Genomic DNA, 16,845 nt, shown 5'->3' with positions numbered 1-16,845 from the left:
AGGCCTGGTTCTGCTATGGACCAGGCTTGCTTTTTGATACTTTACATTAATTTTTGACCTAATTCCATTTTTTTAAGACAGTTATTAAGTACCTCTTCATCAATCTTATTTACTAAATAATATTTTTCTTTATAAACCGCAAAAATAATTTTTTTAATATCTTGTTCGTGATTTTGTAGATCCTTTATAAAAAGATTTAGTTGAACCGGCTCATCTTCATTATGTAGTGGTGGTTGGAGATAGCTTATTCCTTGTGACTTTTTAAAACCATTCCTTTTAAAAAATTCATTTCTCTTCTTACACTGATCTTTCTCTTCCTTCGTATGGACCAGACCCTCTGTTTCTGTTTCTAGAATGATTGCGTTTAATGAAGAGTGACCTGCTGCAATAGCATCATCGATAAATAATTCTTCCATTTTTGCTAACGTTTTCGAACCTATTCCTTTACTTCTAGTATGTGGATTTGTTGCAATATAGACAATAAAACCGGTATTAACTTCCTCTAAATAGTGGCCAGTTGCAAAAGAAATAAGTTGCTTCCCTTCAAAACCTATCAGGAAACGAAAATTGTTAGGCTTTTGAAGCTGTGCATAATGCAAGCCATTAAAAAAAGTAGTATGTGGTTCTCTCACAACAAGTGGAAAAACTAAATCATATAAATTTAGCACCCCATCCATGTGGCTTAAGTTATCCTGAGTTATCTCATCCCAGCGGATATTCATATTAAATCCCTCCCCTTTAATTGTACAACACAGAAGATAGTAGTGATAAGTGAAGGCAAATGATTCAGGGCTTAAGGATAATCCTTTTATTTTTAATGAGAAAAAAATCCCTAGGAATCAAGTCCAAGGGATCTTCTAAGTAAACTTCGGTGACATACATGGTGTTGAATAACCATAGCAGATGAATCCGTGCTTTTCAAGGATGGGCTTGCTCATCGAACTGGCATCGACAATCAATAAAGGATAACCTTTCTCTGAAGCCGCACGTGCCCGGATTGCGAGAAGTGAACTGTAATAACCTCGCTTGCGGTATTCAGCCAGGGTAGATCCTCCCCAAAGGCTGGCGAAGGGTGTGCCCTCATGAAGGTACATCCAGGCAGCGCTGACAATTTTTCCGTGTATATAAGCTCCGTATAGGGATAGATGAGCAGAACTGTCATTAAAATCCCGAACAAGACGCTGACCTAAGTCTTGATAATTCTCATTCCAAATGTCTTCTTCTAGTTTAATAATGTCCCAGATTTCCTGTTCAGTCGTAAGTCTTCTTACTTCCGGAAGAATCTGAGTATCGAGCAGTTGATTGGCCTCTGTTAAGTCGGAAATCATAAGTGCCTCTGATTCCTCAAGTGTGAAGCCTTTTTTTTGTAATCTCTCTTTTAAATCTGTAGGCTGGTCATAGTCAAAAACCTTCCATTCAAATTGCTGTTTTAGATTTTTATAGAAGTTAATTTGTTCTTCTATGACTTTGTCTGCATTAGATTCGTTCATTTCCGAGTAGGAAATAAACCCAGGTTCATTCGATAATGAAACCTTTCTTACGACAGAATCTGTCTTTTCTCTTCGAGAATTCGGCTCATTTATCTCAATCCTTAAATGCTGGTTAAAAAGTTCTAGTATTGTGTCTCTGTTCATAAAAAACCTCCTCCAAAAGTAGTGAAAAGAGAACAAAACAATCATATAACAATTTTTTCCTAGTTAGTAGATATTTTATTTTGATTTTTTTAAAGATTTAGATATGATAGTACAGGATTGTATCCAAAAAAATACAAAATGCGGGGAAACGATATGAAAAAAATTTTGTTGGTTATAGGGATACTAGTTGGCTTAGTAGTTTTATCACCTTTTTTACTGTTAGGAGTTTATGCTTTAGATTTTGTCTATTATGACGCTAATGACGATAAAGTAGAAAAGGCAGCTTTGAAATATTTGGAAGATAAGTATGGGGAGCATTTTAAGATAGATGATGTGGAATACAATAAAGCTTTAGGTGATGATGAGGGAGCCTACTCTCTTTCTGTACATCCAGTGGCAAATCCGGATATTACGTTCGGGATGGATGCTTCTGAGAAGTATCAGGTGATAAGGGATTCTTATAAAGAAAACAATTGGTCGGATCAATTTAGGAAAGAGATGCTTCCGATTATTGAACCAATATATCAAGGAACAGCGGAACTCTATGCCTATAGTTCTTTTCCCGAGGAGATAGAGGAGCGGTACCGATTCGAAGACAGCTATCAAAAAATTTATAATGAGAATCCTCTGCAAAGCAACGAACGTATCCATATAGTAAATTTCGACGATCCCTTTGATAAGGAGAAAGAATTACAGCGTATTTATCAGTTATGGGAAAACGTTAAGGATAGAGAATTTAAAGACAATACTATTAAGATCGATTATTATCCAAAAAGACTTAAGAAAAAAATTAAAACCTACCCAGACTTAAACGAATTTGAAAATAAACATTGGCAAGAAATGACCTATACCTGCAGATTCTCCAAGCAGGGAACACAAGAAAAACCGATCACATCTCCTGGTGATATCGAGGGTTATTGCAGACAAATGTAAGATGGGTTCACAGGTGTAATGATAAAGGATGCGGTGACAGGCACCGCTCGTGGACACTTTCCACCCCAGGTGGACACTCAAATGAAAAAAGGATTGAGCAAGGTTATTTGCTCAATCCTTTTTTTGTTTAGGATGATTTTTTTGATACTCTAATTGCGTTGTAAACGCTGGCTGCTAATCCGCCCCAGAGTATGATCATTCCGACGATCATCATTGTGACTGCACTTGCTGACATGTTAAGCAGCCTCCTTTTTTTGTTCTATATTTTTAGTAGCCTTCCAGCCTTTGAGTGAGAGGAGGATGCCTCCGACGATACTTGCGGCAACTACCAATAGCCCTCCGTACATGATGAGGTCTGTAGGATAACCCTCATAGTTTTCTTTTAGGTTTTGACGGATGTTGTCAAACATCATATACCCAAGAATAATTGGTGTTACGAAGCTTAAGCAGATTTTCCACCAAGCGCCAATACGTAAGTCAGAAATGGCATTTGCGTGAGTCTGCAAGCCGCCAAGCCCTTTGAAGAACCAAGCAATTAAAAGTACCTCTACTAATCCTGCGGTAACAACCCCAAAGTTATTGATGAAATAATCGACAACATCAAGGAAGTATAAGCCGCCTCTTGTAGCAAAAAGCAAGGAAATGACAGTTGCTGTTAATCCGCTTGTTAAAACTGCTTTTGTACGAGAAACATTGAATTTTTCCTGAATACCTGCCACAAATGTTTCCACAATAGATATTAATGATGTCATACCAGCGAACACAAGAGATAAGAAGAACAATACTCCAAAGAATCCATTCATCCCTGGGAATTCGTTAATAATGCTAGGAAAGACAACAAATGCTAAACCAATTCCACTGCTTACTACTTCGTCTACAGCAACACCCTGTTGGTTTGCCATAAAGCCAAGTGCTGCGAAAACACCAATACCAGCAAGTAATTCGAAACCTGAATTAGCAAAAGCTGTAATGAATGCATTGTTATTGATATCAGACTTCTTTGGAAGATAGCTAGAATACGTTAGCATGATTGCAAATCCAATCGATAACGAGAAGAAGATTTGACCGTAAGCAGCTATCCAAACCTTACCGTCAAAAATCATTTCCCAATTCGGCTTAAAGAAGGCGTCCAATCCTTGTGCAGCTCCATCAAGTGTTAAGGCACGTACCACAATGATTAAAAACATAACGACTAGAGTTGGAAGGAAAATTTTATTTAGTTTTTCGATCCCTTTTGATACACCGCGATAAAGGACAAAAAGAGTAACTGCCCAGACAAAAAGGAGTGGAACCACAATACCAGGAACTAATCCCCCGATTGTTCCAGGTTTTTCAGCAAGCTTCAAAACATCTCCGAATAAAAAGCTGCTAGGGTCGCTTCCCCACTGAGTGCCAAAGGAATAAATCGTGTATTTAACAGCCCAAGCGATAATCACTGCATAATACGTACAGATGACGAATGATATTAATAACTGCCACCAGCCAAGCCATTCTGCTTTTTTATTAATGCGAAAGAGTGAAAGTGGTGCCGAGCCTCTATATTTATGTCCAATCGTGAATTCCATAATTAAAATAGGAATACCTGCTGTTAAAATCGCAAAAAGATAGGGGAGGAAAAAGGCACCCCCGCCATTTTCATAGGCAACTGCAGGGAATCTCCAGATGTTTCCTAAACCTACTGCGGAGCCAACGGCTGCCATAATAAAACCGTATCGTGATCCCCATTGCTGACGCTTTTCCATAATATGTTCCTCCTTGATGATTTCTATATTTTCTATTTTTTAATAATATTCGGATAATTAATTTGTTATATTAATATATCTATTATTTTTCGAAATGTCAAATAATTTTTTATAAATAGTTAACTTTTGTTGCTTTACTAGGTTAAGAGAAAATCTCGAATTTGTAAATGGATAATATTAGTATCATATAAACATAGTAACTATTATTCGTTGGTGCCTGTCACCGAGAGGTTTCTACTCGGTGACAGGCACCGCCCGTGGACACTTTCCACCCCAGGCGGACAGTTGATGGTGCTAGTTGTAACGTTTGCTAATTTCTTCACAATGTGGTGACCATTTTTAATAAAACCAATTTTATAATGGTGATAAGATAATAAAAATCAGGGGAGTACTCAATTTATGAATAAGTTAGTGAAGGGCATAGTTTTGACTATTTTATTGTGTTTAGGTTTGTCTGCTTGTGGAGAGAAGGAAATGGTGAAGGCCCCAACGAAGTTGCCAATAGAAGAACAGAGTAGTGCAGAAGGGGATGAAATAAATTCAGAGGAGCTGCTGACCAGTCTTCGAAATCATACAACACTTGTACCGATTGGTGATGTACCAATCCCCGAGGATAATCCGATGAAGCCTGAAGTGTTAGAGCTTGGGCAAATGTTGTTTTTTGACCCGCGTTTGTCAGGGAATAATGAGGTAAGCTGCCAGACTTGTCATGACCCCGATTTGGGTTATGGAGATAATCAGCCTACTTTTGATAAGTATACTGGCGGCAGTGGAGCAAGAAACAGCCCAACTGTAATCAATTCAGGTTATTACACTTCAAACTTTTGGGATGGACGTGCTGCTTCCTTAGAGGAGCAAGCACTTGGCCCGATTCAAAATCCAGATGAGATGAATCAGTCGCTTGATGAACTTATAATAGAACTATCGGCTATCAAAGGATACCAGGACCGTTTTCAGGCTGCATTTCCTGATGGAATCACCGAACAAAATATTGCTAAAGCCCTAGCAGCCTTCCAAAGGCAAATTGTTGTAAAGGATACTCCATACGATAGGTTTCTTGAAGGGGATACAGAGGCATTAACGAAACAAGAAATCAGCGGGTTAAGGTTGTTCACCGGAAAAGCATTTTGTGTAACCTGCCACAATGGCCCCAATCTTTCAGATAACAAGTTTTATAATATCGGCCTCAATACAGAGGATAAAGGCCGCCAAGCGGTAACTGGGCAAGAAGGGGATTTAGGCAGGATTCGTACACCTGGACTATATGGAATTACCCATACAGCACCATACATGCGGGATGGAAGTCTCGCAACGCTTGAGGATGTAATCGACTACTATGACCGCGGCGGTGATAACCATCCCAATAAGAGCTTTTTTATCCAAAAATTTATGAGTCCGATTGGTTTAACAGAACAAGAAAAAGCAGATTTACTATCCTTTCTAAAGACCTTGGGCGGAGAACCGCCAATTTTCACAAATCCAGAACTTCCGTAAGGCATAGAATTGTCTTGAGCCCCTTAAATCATCACAAAGGGGCTCAGGACTTTATTTTATTGAGGTTTCCAATTTTTTAATTACTTTTCTATATTGTTTAATAGAGGTGAATTTGCCAGTATAGGATACTTGGTTTTGATGATCTAAAGAAATGAACATAATAGCAAGTTTCGGAAAAAATTTTTTTGATCGGAACCGAAGGTCCTTCCAATAAATGAAATAGCCACTTTTTCTCTTTTTGACAAAAGGGTAGGCGAAATGGGTACTTCTTAAAAAACTATCAACCTGCGGATTCATACTGCTATCAATTACTAAGCCAGGGTAATCAACCTTTTTGGAAAAAGTATGCTCTATCCATAACTCTCCCTTTGTATAAGAACCAAATAAAAAGTCCTGATCGGTCTCGATGATAATATTCCAATGGAAGAGTGAAGTTTTAGGGATCACTTTTACCCGGAGTGCATTTTGAAAATGCTGTGTAAGCTTCCATTTCGTAAAATGTGTTAAAATCAACCGAATCGCCAGGTAAAAAAACATCGATAGGTAAATGTAGGTAAAGATTCTCCCAGCATCAAAAAATGGAAGCAGGCTAAATCCAAGAACATGGAGCATAATGAAATATGGGTCGATTAAGGGGAGGAAATCTAAAGACAGCCATTTTGTAGAAAATGGGCGTAAAACCTGCGTCCCATTAACATTAAACAAATCAAAAACAACATGTAATGTAACGGCGGACAAGATCCATAAAAACAAGTGGGAAATAGAGCCGACCTCGAAGAATGGTATAATGGCTACTGTAGTAAGTATGCTCCATAAAGGGATTGCAGGAAGTGAGTGTGACAAACCTCGATGATATCTGTAATAACTGCTTTTGCCTTTTAATCGATAAATAAAATCAAAATCAGGTGCGTTTGAACCCGCTACTGTTCCGATCAGGACAGCTGTCGATAAGACACTATCGTTTGAAACCACAGGGTCCATTTGAGCAAGAGCGCCAAGGCCGAAGCCAAAAATAATATGAGAAAATGTATCCATTACCTTTCCTCCTTAGCTTCAAGCATATAGCTTTGTGGCAGGTTCATTGATAACATTAGAATATTGCTGGATGACGTCTTCAAAGATCTGATCCCATTTTTGTGTAAGGGCATACTTTCTAGCATTTATCCCCATTTGAACACGTAAAGAATCATTGTCTAACAAATGAAGTATTCTTTTAATAAAATCCTCTGCCTCCCCGGGTTCACACAAATATCCGTTAACTCTATTCGAAATAATATTTTTCACCCCGCCTGAATTGGCCCCAATCACAGGTGTCCCACTAGCAAGGGCTTCAAGAACAACATTTCCAAAGGTTTCAGTGGGTGATGGAAAAACAAATAAATCTGTAGCTGAATAGGCTTCAGCTAATTCCACACCTTTTAAATAGCCGGTAAAGGTCATATTAGGAAGTGCAGTCATTTTGAGTTCGTCATGCAGCGGCCCGTCGCCTGCAATGAGCCAATGTACTTGTTCGCTTATTTCAGGGGGTAAAGAACCAGCGACCGTCATGAGCGTTTTTAAATCCTTTTCTGGTGCCAATCTGCCAACAAAAGAAAGAATGTATTTCTCAGAAATTGCATATCGATTGCGAATCATTTCTTTTTTGTAATAAGGATGGTAGGTTTGGCAATCCACACCTCTTGGCCAGATTTCTAGGTTACAGAAACCGCGGTTATTTAGTTTTTCAAGTGTATCCATTGAAGGGACAAAAAGCTTTTTAAAAGAATGATGAAACCATTTCATATATTTCCAAAGAGGTTTAGTTAGGAATTGAAGGTCATAAAAATGTAAATAGTCACTGAAATCGGTGTGATAAGAGCCAACAAGGGGAATATTTAATTTCTTTGCAAAATAAACACCTGAAAGACCAACCGTGAAAGGTGTTGCAACATGAATGATATCTGGAGAAAATTGCTCTATTTCCGTCTTAAGCTGAATGATGTTAGGAAAAGCTAATCTACATTCAGGATAAAGGAAAAACGATAGGCTCTTTAATCGGTGAATATGGTCTGAAACATATCCATTTGAAACGGAAATAGGCGCAAAAACTTTGTAGGATATATCTTGAGTTTCAAGATAGTTTGTAAATTTTTCAAGCGTATTAGCAACCCCGTTTACTTCCGGATAAAAGGTATCTGTGAAAATAGCAATTCTCATATTAACCCTCCTAAGTTTCAAATCTATTTCTAGACGATGAAATAATAGCAGAGACTGCCGAAGAACGCTCCAAGAAACCCTCCTGCAATAACGTCGGAAGGATAATGAAGCCCTAAATAGATTCTCGAAACTCCTACAGATAGCCCTAAAGGGAGGAGAATAGCAATTAATGAAGGTATTTGAACCAAAAAGGGAACGATAACCGAGAAAACGGCTGTTGTATGACCTGATGGAAAAGAATGATCTTTCAAAGGATTAGGCAGGATTTTTGTTGTTTCAATTTGTAGATAGGGCCTTTTTCGCGGGAAAAACTTTTTTACTAATTGCACAGGTATATGACTTAGAGCTAAGGCAGCAGCACTTGAGATGGCTGTAAGCCTAGTTTGATTCGTTGCAAAGATGATGAGTAATAACATTGTTACACTAATAAAGAGAGCACCGCCAATGTGAGTAATCGTACGGAAATAGAGATTCATAATCCTTTTATCAAAATGGCTATTAATTTGTTGAAAGACTTTGCATTCGAATTGATATAAGGTTTGAATTTTTCTCATCATGTTAGTGTCTCCCTTTCATTAATGTTGTGGGGTATGCGCCACATTTGTAATAGCCGGTCTTCCAATGGATACATATGTGATCGGATATCGTTGAATATCTTTAAGAGAATAGCAATTCCTTCCATCAAAAATAATCGGTTCTCTCATATAGACAGTATAGGTATCCAATGGAAGATGCTTGATTTGGTCCCACTCTGTAGCAATGACAGCAAAGTCAGCTTCTTTAAGCGCTTCACGAATCGTTGTTGAATACTCAATTGAATTTCCTAGCAGCTTATGTGCATTAGGAATCGCAATCGGGTCGTAAGCAGAGACAAATGAACCTTCCTTAAGTAATTCTTTAATAATGGTTAGGGAGACAGCTTCTCGGATATCATCTGTTTCAGGTTTAAAAGCGAGCCCCAATACTGCGGCTTTTTTTCCTTTTAATGAACCGAACCTTTCTTTTGCCTTTCTCACTAGAAGGGAATGCTGCTGCTGATTTACCTTAATAACGGATTCAAGCAATTCGAACGGATGTAGAACATTGCCAGCCAGTTGAACGAGTGCTTTCGTGTCCTTAGGAAAGCAGGAACCTCCATAACCAATTCCGGGCTGTAGATAGTTAAGTCCAATCCGTTTATCCATTCCCATACCAAATGAAACCTCGTCAATATTTGCGCCAACTTTTTCACAAAGATTGGCTATTTCATTGATAAAGCTAATCTTCGTGGCAAGAAAGGCATTGGAGGCATATTTAATCATCTCAGCACTTCTGGTATCAGTGATAACTATAGGTATTTGAAATGGAAGATAGAGCTGCTCCATAATGGTGGCTGCTTTAGGGTTTTCAGCGCCAATGATAATTCGATCCCCCAAATAGAAGTCCCTGATAGCTGAACCTTCGCGAAGAAATTCAGGGTTTGATACAATATCCACGTTAAGGTGGCGGGGTTTACGATGCTGTAATATTTGCTTGATGATATCGTTTGTTCCAACTGGGACGGTGCTTTTCGTACAGACAATGACGTCATTCTCGATATTTTCAGCAATGTGGTAAGAAGCAACATAAATATAGGATAAATCAACAGACCCATCTTTTTTTTCAGGAGTTCCAACTGCAATGAAAATGATTTCTGCACCACGATATGCTTGTTTTGGATTCGTCGAAAAGCGGAGTTGTCCGCTTGCGAGGTTCTTTTCTAATAAAGGTTCCAGCCCAGGCTCAAAGAATGGTGTGTGTCCTTTTTCGAGCATTTCGATTTTCTCTTTTTGAGTATCTAAACAGGTTACTTGATGTCCTGCTTCTGCGAAACAAACAGCTGTAACTAGCCCGACATTTCCTGCCCCTGCGACTGTAATCTTCATTTTATCCCTCCAAAGAATGGCGTTTATTTAATCTTATCTGAAAATTTAGAGTTTTTTCTTAACCTAGTGTTAAAAGAGTGTAAAGACTTTGTATAGTTGGCAGGGAACTAGCGCTTTTCAGAGCCAAAATAAAGTAAAGACCTGAGCCCTGGTGCGTGTTTTGTGAACGCAACATGGCTCAGGTCCCTATTTTGTGTAACGGTTGGCATAGCTTGAAGCAACAAAAGCATTTGGCTTTATCTTTGGCTCCACTCCCATAGATTCCATTCTTGCTACCATTTCCTTCACAAATTCTCTCGTTTTATTGCGTTTTCCTGCTCCGATATCAATATGGCCTTCCATGGTGAACGTTGCCCCTTGATAGACAAAGGGAAGGACAATATTGATTAACCGATTCTTTCTTTCCTCAGTAAATAAAGCAACAATATCCTCTGTTAATGAAAGCTCAAAGGAAATTCGCTCATGCAGATGTGTCATTTTTCTTGGGATCACAATCTTCCTAATACAAGCCCATGCGCCTTTACCCTCATTTTGGATGACAATACCGGTAATAAAAATGGTATGCCTTTTATGAACCTGTGAATCCGTTCCAACCATTAAGCGAAAATTACCGCTGGGTGCTAAATTCATGAATTTGACAATGTGTTCAAAAACCTGTTCAAACGACATACTCTTTTCACGCAGATTCTGAAACGAATAATCAAAAACCTGATAATTTTTCATTTAAAACACCACATCTTTCCTTTCGTTAATATAATTACTCTTAGTCTTCTTAATATTATTTTATGGAATAAAAATTATTCTTGTGCAGACATAATGGGACATGCTGCAAACAAAGTTGTCCCATAAAAATCCACACTGTCCACCTGGGGTGGACAGTGTCTTTCTGTGGTGCCTGTCACCATGATTACCAGTATTAAAAAATATTGTAGGAACAAGTTCATTTGATGTACTATGACTTTATTAGTTTTTTTGAATAGGAGTGTGTAATGGTGGAAAAAAATTTTGAAGAACAGATTTTGGCTTGGTTTGAACATTTCCATGCCCACCCTGAGGTTAGCTGGAAAGAGGTTAAGACAACTCAAGCGATTGCTGATATTTTAGATAATCTTGGCGTAGAATATCGCCGTTTTTCTGATGTAACCGGACTTATAGCAGAAATCGGCAAGGGAGAAGAAGTGATAGCGGTTCGTGCTGAAATTGACGCTCTATGGCAGGAGGTGGACGGAGTTTGGCAGGGGAATCACTCCTGTGGACACGACGCTATTATCTCTATGGTGCTTGGAGCCCTTCTTTACTTGAAGGATCAGCCTCTCAATAAAAAGCTGCGTTTTATTTTTCAGCCGGCTGAAGAAAAAGGGAATGGTTCGATTGCAATGATTGAAAAAGGGGCAATCGAAAACGTTAGCCACTTATTCGGTATTCACCTTCGACCAATTGAAGAGCTTCCAATGGGACAAGTTTCGGCATCCATCCATCATGGAGCCGCTATCTTTCTAGAAGGGAAGGTACTTGGCGAAGACGCGCACGGTGCAAGGCCGCACCAAGGCAAAAATGCGCTAGATGTGATTGTTGGACTGCACCAGTTCGTTAAGTCTATTTATCAATCACCTTTTGAAGCCTATTCTGCAAAACTTACAAAAGTGATTGCTGGCGGCGAGAGCTTAAACATAATCCCGGGTTCTGCAGAATTTGCCATTGATGTCCGGGCACAAAAAAATGAAGTTCTAGAAGAACTTAAGAACCGAATTGACCACGGAATTAACAACTTAAAGAACCTATATGGGGTCGATATCGAATGGAAATGGAGTGATTTTACTCCGGGTGCTGAGGTTTCTGCTGAAGCAGAGGCGATTGCTGAAGAAGCGATTCTAAACATTGCTGGTCGAGAGGCGCTAGCACCACCTGTTATCACGTCTGGTAGTGATGATTTCCATTTTTATACCATTAAGAATCCAAAGTTAAAAGCAGCCATGATTGGGGTTGGGGCAGACCTTCAACCAGGGTTACATCATCCTAAAATGGCATTTAATCAATCTGCCCTTGACGTTGGGGCACGAATCCTTGCTGAAACACTACAGAGAGCATAGAAAAAAATGCGATGCAAATCATGCATCGCATTTTTTTCTGAATTGTGGAAAATTTGCGTTGACGTGAAATTATCAAGTGTATAAAATATAGTTACCGACTATTTAGCGACAATTAATAATTTTCTAAAAAGTAAGCGCTAACAGTGTTTGCCGAATAATTTGGATGGGGGAACATTATGAAAAAAGAGATGACTTTTAAGATGGCAATAATACCACTTCTAGTCATGATCGGGGTAATGGGGATTACGATCATTGTTTTCGAACAAGGTCCGCATATTCCACTGATTTTTGGAACATCGATAGCAGCAATCGTTGCTTGGCGCTCTGGCTACAAATGGTCAGAAATTGAAGAAATGATGTATAAAGGAATTCGCTTGGCTTTACCCGCTATTGTTATCATCATTCTCGTTGGATTAACGATCGGTGCCTGGATTGGCGGCGGTATTGTTGCAACCATGATTTATTATGGATTGAAAATTATTACCCCATCTCTCTTCCTTGTGTCGATTACAGTTATTTGTATGATTGTGTCACTGGCAATTGGAAGCTCATGGTCCACAATGGGAACCATTGGCGTAGCTGGTATGGGTATTGGCTTAAGTATGGGAATACCGGCACCAATGATTGCGGGTGCTATTATTTCAGGCTCATATTTTGGTGATAAGATGTCACCACTATCGGACACTACAAATCTAGCATCTGGGTTAACAGGAACTGATTTGTTTGTACATATCCGCCATATGCTTTATACCACCATCCCAGGTATCATAATCACCCTGGCAGTCTATGGTTTTATGGGCAGGAAGTTTGGAGATAAAGGAATGGATACTGCTAGTATCGATAAAACCTTAGGGGTTCTCCAGGATAGCTTTGTCATCTCGCCATTTTTACTAATTGTTCCATTATTGGTTATTGTTTTGGTAGCAAAAAAAGTACCAGCAATACCAGCATTAATTATTGGTATTACGCTTGGATTCCTCTCGCAAGTTTTGATTCAGGGCGGGACGATGTCTTCAGCAGTTGCTGCGCTGCAAAGCGGGTTTGTGATTGATACTGGCAATGAAATGGTGGACAATCTGTTTAACCGCGGTGGTCTTGACTCCATGATGTATACCGTATCGATGACCATTGTGGCAATGACATTTGGAGGGATTTTAGAAAATTCCGGAATGCTTCAAGCAATTGTTAATCAAATACTTAAATTTGCTAAATCAGCAAGGGGTGTTGTGGCTTCAACGGTGGTTTCATGTTTCGCCACCAACGCAACTTGTTCGGAGCAATATATTTCAATCGTTATTCCATCACGGATGTATGCGAAGGCATATCGTGATAAAGGCCTTCATTCAAAAAATTTATCGAGGGCACTTGAAGATGGAGGTACACTTACTTCCGTATTTATTCCTTGGAATACCTGCGGTGTATTTATCTTTGGTACTCTTGGAGTACATGCAATCGATTATGGTCCGTATGCAATATTGAACTTCATCGTGCCGATCATTTCAGTCTTTTATGCGCTAACAGGGATTACAATTGCCAAATTGCCACCAGAAGAAATGCTGCTTTTGAAAAAAGAAGAGGAAGCAACGATTTCAGTTTAAAAAAATAAGGAAAGTTCACCACTACGGGAACTTTCCTTTTACTTTATTGCGGAAGTGATAGGTGAAGTTCATATATTGCTCTTGGACGTCCTTGTTGATATACCATCTCTTCACCGACAACCTTTATGTAACCGTGATCTACAAGTTTTTTAATAATCCGTTCTGTGGAGCGGCGGGTAACCTGGAGATAGTCTGTGAGATCTACAGACGTAAATTGAAGTGACTGCCTTGATCTGCTGAACTCAATGATCTTAGAAAGATTAGAAGGGCTTAGTTTTGTTTCCTTTGCCACTTGTAAAAGTTCAGGATGGTCATTCTTTAAACTGTACTGTTTATGCTCGTATGGGAAGGGACCAATCATTTCCTTGTCTCCTGTTAGAATATACCCGCATTTTGAGGACAAGTCTTTCTCGGCAAACTGCAGTGCAATCTTGGCGTGTTGGTCTGCCTCTTTCATCGTTGATCCATAGCCAAAGCCAACTAAAATAGTTCCAGACCATTTTTCCAAAAAGTCATTCAGGCGATGCTTATCCATTTCGCCCCTGGTACTATAAAGAACAAATAGGGTTTGGTTTATTGGCTGAATATATGCGTTCAGCGAATGAGCGAGGTAATTAATTTGTTCTTGCTGCGGTTCTTGAAGTGAAAGGTAACCAACAGCCACTTGAGCGGCTTTACTTTTAAAAAGCTCTGCTTGATCTTTTGCTGTTTGCAAACCACGGAGCAAAGATATTTGCGGATCGGCCATCCTAATGGCAGGAACACCAAGAGCTTGAAGCTGGTGATAAACCGCATGGACACTGGTTAAAGCAGTTTCAGTTACACCTTGTTCCCAGAGTGTAAAGTGAAATTGGACAATACTTTCTAAATTGAAACAGTCTTCAAGCATTTGTTTTTTTAAATCCATTATTTTTAAGTGTTCAATCCTGATTTCACTTTCCGAAAGAACATGTTTGATGTTTGAAACATCAAACAAATCAATAGAAATCCGTTCAAATGGTATTTTGCTTTTATGCGTGATAGCAAGTAAAGAGGCTGCAACCGCTATTTCGTCTTGGGTGAGAATTAGCGTTGGAATTGTCAGGTTCTCAAGGTGCTTTTTTGAAAAATAGTAAGGCAGGGCTCCTGAGAAAAAGACCACATCACAGGGCTTTAATTTTCTAACAAGTTCACAAGCTTCCTGTGGCTGCTGATAAATATAAGGTTCAATTGTAATATCCGGAACTTGTGCAGCAACGGTAAGGATATTTTTGAAAAATTCCTTCGAGCTTATGACAGCTATCTTTGTGGCCAAGTTAAACACATCCCTAAAACGCCTATTTAACGACAAATATAACATATTATTGTTTGGAGAGGAATGATTATTATGAAGATTATGTCAATTCAACTTTTTGCTATCCACTTGCCCTTAAAAGAACCATTTATCATCAGCTACCACACCTATAACCATATGCCGTCTATTATTGTGAAAGTGACAACAGACGAGGGCATTGTCGGTTATGGTGAAGGGGTGCCAGACGAACATGTAACAGGAGAAACGTGGGAAGGTACATTCGAAATTATTAAGAATACCTTAGGACCTGTTGTGATCGGGCAAAATCCGATGGAAATTGAACGAATTCACGAAGTGATGAACAAAGCAATATATGGTGCACCGACAGCAAAAGCAGCGATCGATATTGCTTGTTTCGATATAATGGGAAAAAAAATGCAGCAGCCGGTTTACCAGCTTATAGGCGGGCGTTATCATAAAGAATTTCCGATTACCCATGTGCTTAGTATCGCAGAGCCTGAGGAAATGGCTGCAGAGGCAGCTGTTATGAGTGAGGTGGGCTATCGTTCTTTTAAAATGAAAGTCGGGACGAAGGTAAGCAAAGATGTTGAACGGATTAAAGCTGTTCGGACTCAAGTAGGTGAGGACATTGCCATCCGTGTCGATGTGAATCAAGGCTGGGTTAATAGCGGCACAACGATAACTGCAGTAGAACAGCTGCGTAATCTTGGTCTTGATTGGCTGGAACAGCCTGTTGCTGCAGACGACATCGATGGAATGGTTGAGGTAAAGTCGAAGACCACAATCCCTCTCATGATTGATGAGGGTTTAAAGGGTACACGTGAAATGCGGGAAATTATACAAAAGCGTGCTGCAGATAAAGTAAACATAAAACTTATGAAATGCGGAGGAATCTATCCCGCTGTGAAGCTTGCACACCAAGCAGAGTTAGCTGGAATCGAATGTCAGATTGGTTCCATGGTCGAATCCTCAATCGGTTCAGCGGCAGGTTATCATGTTGCTTTTTCAAAGAAGGTCATTACAAGTGTCGAGTTGACGGGACCTTTGAAATTTTCTAAGGATGTTGGAGATTTAGCATTTGAAGTGCCATATATCCGGTTGAAAGAAAAGCCTGGATTGGGCATAGAAGTTAACGAAGAAACACTGAGAGAGTTAACTGTGTTTCAAGGCAGTATTCAATAAAGGAGGGGTGGCTCTTGAATTGGCTGTATGAAGGAGTACTTAGAAATCGGAATATGCCTTTTAAAGTTCGAAGGTTAGTTGCTGAAGACTTAATCGAGATTTTGGAGGTGCAGAAGCAAGTTGTTCAAGCGATGGAAAGTCCAGGAATACTTCAGCCTCTGACGGAGGATGAGTATCAGTATATCTTAGAGGGGAAGGGGTTGATGATTGGTGCTTTTGCAGGGAATAAGCTGATCGCCTTTCGAGCACTGCTTATTCCGCCAATTGATGAGGACCATTTAGGAAGGGATATTGGACTGCCCGATCATGAACTGCCGAAGGTCCTCTATCAGGAGATCTCGAACGTACTTCCTAACTTCCGCGGAAACCATCTGCAAAAGACTTTAGCAACAGTAATTATGGATGAGTTAGGAAGCGAAGTTCAACCATTCCGCTATATTTGCTGCACGGTTGCGCCGTTTAATATTCCTAGTCTAAAAGATAAGTTTGCACAAGGAATGCAAATCGCCGCCCTCAAAGAGAAGTACGGCGGCAACCTGCGTTATATCTTTGTCAAAAATCTCAAAGAAGCCGAGGAACAGACAATACCTTATCGGGAAAGTATCACAATTACTATGGGTGACATTGAAACCCAACAGCAATTGCTCGCACAAGGCTGGCGGGGAATACAAATGGAAAAAGCAGAAGGAACCCGTTGGGTAGTATCTTATTCTCGTACCTTGTAAACAGCAATAAAACTGCTAGGTGGCTGTTACCATTTATTGTGGTGACAGCCACC

The 16,845-nt window shown here is 39.6% G+C and carries 16 protein-coding genes; 6 read left to right on the top strand and 10 right to left on the bottom strand.

The window, feature by feature from the left end; all coding sequences use genetic code 11:
• Positions 1-41 precede the first annotated feature (41 nt).
• Together ACN6MT_RS01350 and ACN6MT_RS01345 are read right to left on the bottom strand one after the other, a co-directional pair.
• Positions 42-722, bottom strand: a complete 681-nt coding sequence (locus ACN6MT_RS01350) for a GNAT family N-acetyltransferase (protein WP_419954508.1) — start codon at positions 720-722, stop codon at positions 42-44.
• A 135-nt stretch (positions 723-857) separates the two neighbouring features.
• Positions 858-1,634, bottom strand: coding sequence for a GNAT family N-acetyltransferase (locus ACN6MT_RS01345; protein ID WP_419954507.1), 777 nt, complete (start codon positions 1,632-1,634; stop codon positions 858-860).
• A gap of 153 nt (positions 1,635-1,787) precedes the next feature.
• Between ACN6MT_RS01345 and ACN6MT_RS01340 the strand changes: the two genes are divergently transcribed.
• Complete coding sequence (locus tag ACN6MT_RS01340) at positions 1,788-2,567, top strand: hypothetical protein (RefSeq protein WP_419954506.1); 780 nt, start codon at positions 1,788-1,790, stop codon at positions 2,565-2,567.
• Between the two features lie 127 nt (positions 2,568-2,694).
• Here ACN6MT_RS01340 and ACN6MT_RS01335 read toward each other — a convergent pair whose 3' ends face one another.
• Both ACN6MT_RS01335 and ACN6MT_RS01330 read right to left on the bottom strand, forming a co-directional pair.
• On the bottom strand, positions 2,695-2,802 hold the full coding sequence (locus ACN6MT_RS01335; protein WP_157411797.1) for a methionine/alanine import family NSS transporter small subunit: 108 nt from the start codon (positions 2,800-2,802) through the stop codon (positions 2,695-2,697).
• 1 nt (position 2,803) lies between these two features.
• Positions 2,804-4,309: a sodium-dependent transporter gene (locus tag ACN6MT_RS01330; protein WP_034672729.1), complete on the bottom strand. Its 1,506-nt coding sequence runs from the start codon at positions 4,307-4,309 to the stop codon at positions 2,804-2,806.
• Between the two features lie 399 nt (positions 4,310-4,708).
• Here ACN6MT_RS01330 and ACN6MT_RS01325 point away from each other — a divergent pair, with 399 nt between their 5' ends.
• The gene (locus ACN6MT_RS01325; RefSeq protein WP_419954505.1) at positions 4,709-5,803 is read left to right on the top strand and encodes a cytochrome-c peroxidase; all 1,095 of its coding nucleotides are present in this window, start codon (positions 4,709-4,711) and stop codon (positions 5,801-5,803) included.
• Between the two features lie 51 nt (positions 5,804-5,854).
• Here the strand turns inward: ACN6MT_RS01325 and ACN6MT_RS01320 are convergent, their stop codons facing one another.
• The 5 genes from ACN6MT_RS01320 to ACN6MT_RS01300 all read right to left on the bottom strand — a co-directional run bounded on the left by ACN6MT_RS01320 (position 5,855) and on the right by ACN6MT_RS01300 (position 10,626).
• On the bottom strand, positions 5,855-6,838 hold the full coding sequence (locus ACN6MT_RS01320) for a metal-dependent hydrolase (RefSeq protein WP_419954504.1): 984 nt from the start codon (positions 6,836-6,838) through the stop codon (positions 5,855-5,857).
• An 18-nt stretch (positions 6,839-6,856) separates the two neighbouring features.
• Entirely contained in the window at positions 6,857-7,999 is a 1,143-nt protein-coding gene (locus ACN6MT_RS01315) for a glycosyltransferase family 4 protein (protein WP_419954503.1), read from the bottom strand.
• Between the two features lie 29 nt (positions 8,000-8,028).
• Positions 8,029-8,556, bottom strand: coding sequence for a phosphatase PAP2 family protein (locus ACN6MT_RS01310; RefSeq protein WP_419954502.1), 528 nt, complete (start codon positions 8,554-8,556; stop codon positions 8,029-8,031).
• A gap of 18 nt (positions 8,557-8,574) precedes the next feature.
• Positions 8,575-9,903, bottom strand: coding sequence for a UDP-glucose dehydrogenase family protein (locus tag ACN6MT_RS01305; RefSeq protein WP_419954501.1), 1,329 nt, complete (start codon positions 9,901-9,903; stop codon positions 8,575-8,577).
• A 186-nt stretch (positions 9,904-10,089) separates the two neighbouring features.
• The gene (locus ACN6MT_RS01300; protein ID WP_034672742.1) at positions 10,090-10,626 is read right to left on the bottom strand and encodes a ribonuclease H-like YkuK family protein; all 537 of its coding nucleotides are present in this window, start codon (positions 10,624-10,626) and stop codon (positions 10,090-10,092) included.
• Positions 10,627-10,892: 266 nt separating this feature from the next.
• Here ACN6MT_RS01300 and ACN6MT_RS01295 point away from each other — a divergent pair, with 266 nt between their 5' ends.
• Complete coding sequence (locus ACN6MT_RS01295; protein WP_419954500.1) at positions 10,893-11,993, top strand: amidohydrolase; 1,101 nt, start codon at positions 10,893-10,895, stop codon at positions 11,991-11,993.
• A gap of 176 nt (positions 11,994-12,169) precedes the next feature.
• Positions 12,170-13,591, top strand: a complete 1,422-nt coding sequence (nhaC, locus tag ACN6MT_RS01290; RefSeq protein ID WP_419954499.1) for a Na+/H+ antiporter NhaC — start codon at positions 12,170-12,172, stop codon at positions 13,589-13,591.
• A 43-nt stretch (positions 13,592-13,634) separates the two neighbouring features.
• On the opposite strand, the gene ACN6MT_RS01285 is transcribed toward nhaC, so the two are convergent.
• Positions 13,635-14,894 carry a transcriptional regulator gene (locus ACN6MT_RS01285; protein ID WP_419954498.1) on the bottom strand — a complete coding sequence of 420 codons (1,260 nt, stop codon included), beginning with the start codon at positions 14,892-14,894 and terminating at the stop codon, positions 13,635-13,637.
• A 63-nt stretch (positions 14,895-14,957) separates the two neighbouring features.
• On the opposite strand from ACN6MT_RS01285, the gene ACN6MT_RS01280 reads away from it, so the two are divergent.
• Positions 14,958-16,067: a mandelate racemase/muconate lactonizing enzyme family protein gene (locus ACN6MT_RS01280; RefSeq protein ID WP_419954497.1), complete on the top strand. Its 1,110-nt coding sequence runs from the start codon at positions 14,958-14,960 to the stop codon at positions 16,065-16,067.
• Between the two features lie 14 nt (positions 16,068-16,081).
• The gene (locus tag ACN6MT_RS01275) at positions 16,082-16,792 is read left to right on the top strand and encodes a GNAT family N-acetyltransferase (protein ID WP_419954496.1); all 711 of its coding nucleotides are present in this window, start codon (positions 16,082-16,084) and stop codon (positions 16,790-16,792) included.
• The last annotated feature ends 53 nt before the right edge of the window (positions 16,793-16,845 follow it).

Origin of the sequence: Neobacillus niacini (assembly GCF_048572935.1) — a bacterium.
Taxonomy (GTDB): domain Bacteria; phylum Bacillota; class Bacilli; order Bacillales; family Cytobacillaceae; genus Neobacillus; species Neobacillus niacini.
The sequence above is the reverse complement of the archived record's forward strand: the minus strand, read 5'-3'. Positions and strand labels throughout refer to the sequence as shown.

Coding starts and splice junctions, on each gene's coding strand:
- nhaC (WP_419954499.1), top strand. CDS start 12,170: ATGAAAAAAGAGATGACTTTTAAGATGGCAATAATACCACTTCTAGTC.
- ACN6MT_RS01335 (WP_157411797.1), bottom strand. CDS start 2,802: ATGTCAGCAAGTGCAGTCACAATGATGATCGTCGGAATGATCATACTC.
- ACN6MT_RS01330 (WP_034672729.1), bottom strand. CDS start 4,309: ATGGAAAAGCGTCAGCAATGGGGATCACGATACGGTTTTATTATGGCA.
- ACN6MT_RS01305 (WP_419954501.1), bottom strand. CDS start 9,903: ATGAAGATTACAGTCGCAGGGGCAGGAAATGTCGGGCTAGTTACAGCT.
- ACN6MT_RS01300 (WP_034672742.1), bottom strand. CDS start 10,626: ATGAAAAATTATCAGGTTTTTGATTATTCGTTTCAGAATCTGCGTGAA.
- ACN6MT_RS01345 (WP_419954507.1), bottom strand. CDS start 1,634: ATGAACAGAGACACAATACTAGAACTTTTTAACCAGCATTTAAGGATT.
- ACN6MT_RS01325 (WP_419954505.1), top strand. CDS start 4,709: ATGAATAAGTTAGTGAAGGGCATAGTTTTGACTATTTTATTGTGTTTA.
- ACN6MT_RS01315 (WP_419954503.1), bottom strand. CDS start 7,999: ATGAGAATTGCTATTTTCACAGATACCTTTTATCCGGAAGTAAACGGG.
- ACN6MT_RS01310 (WP_419954502.1), bottom strand. CDS start 8,556: ATGATGAGAAAAATTCAAACCTTATATCAATTCGAATGCAAAGTCTTT.
- ACN6MT_RS01295 (WP_419954500.1), top strand. CDS start 10,893: ATGGTGGAAAAAAATTTTGAAGAACAGATTTTGGCTTGGTTTGAACAT.
- ACN6MT_RS01320 (WP_419954504.1), bottom strand. CDS start 6,838: ATGGATACATTTTCTCATATTATTTTTGGCTTCGGCCTTGGCGCTCTT.
- ACN6MT_RS01280 (WP_419954497.1), top strand. CDS start 14,958: ATGAAGATTATGTCAATTCAACTTTTTGCTATCCACTTGCCCTTAAAA.
- ACN6MT_RS01340 (WP_419954506.1), top strand. CDS start 1,788: ATGAAAAAAATTTTGTTGGTTATAGGGATACTAGTTGGCTTAGTAGTT.
- ACN6MT_RS01350 (WP_419954508.1), bottom strand. CDS start 722: ATGAATATCCGCTGGGATGAGATAACTCAGGATAACTTAAGCCACATG.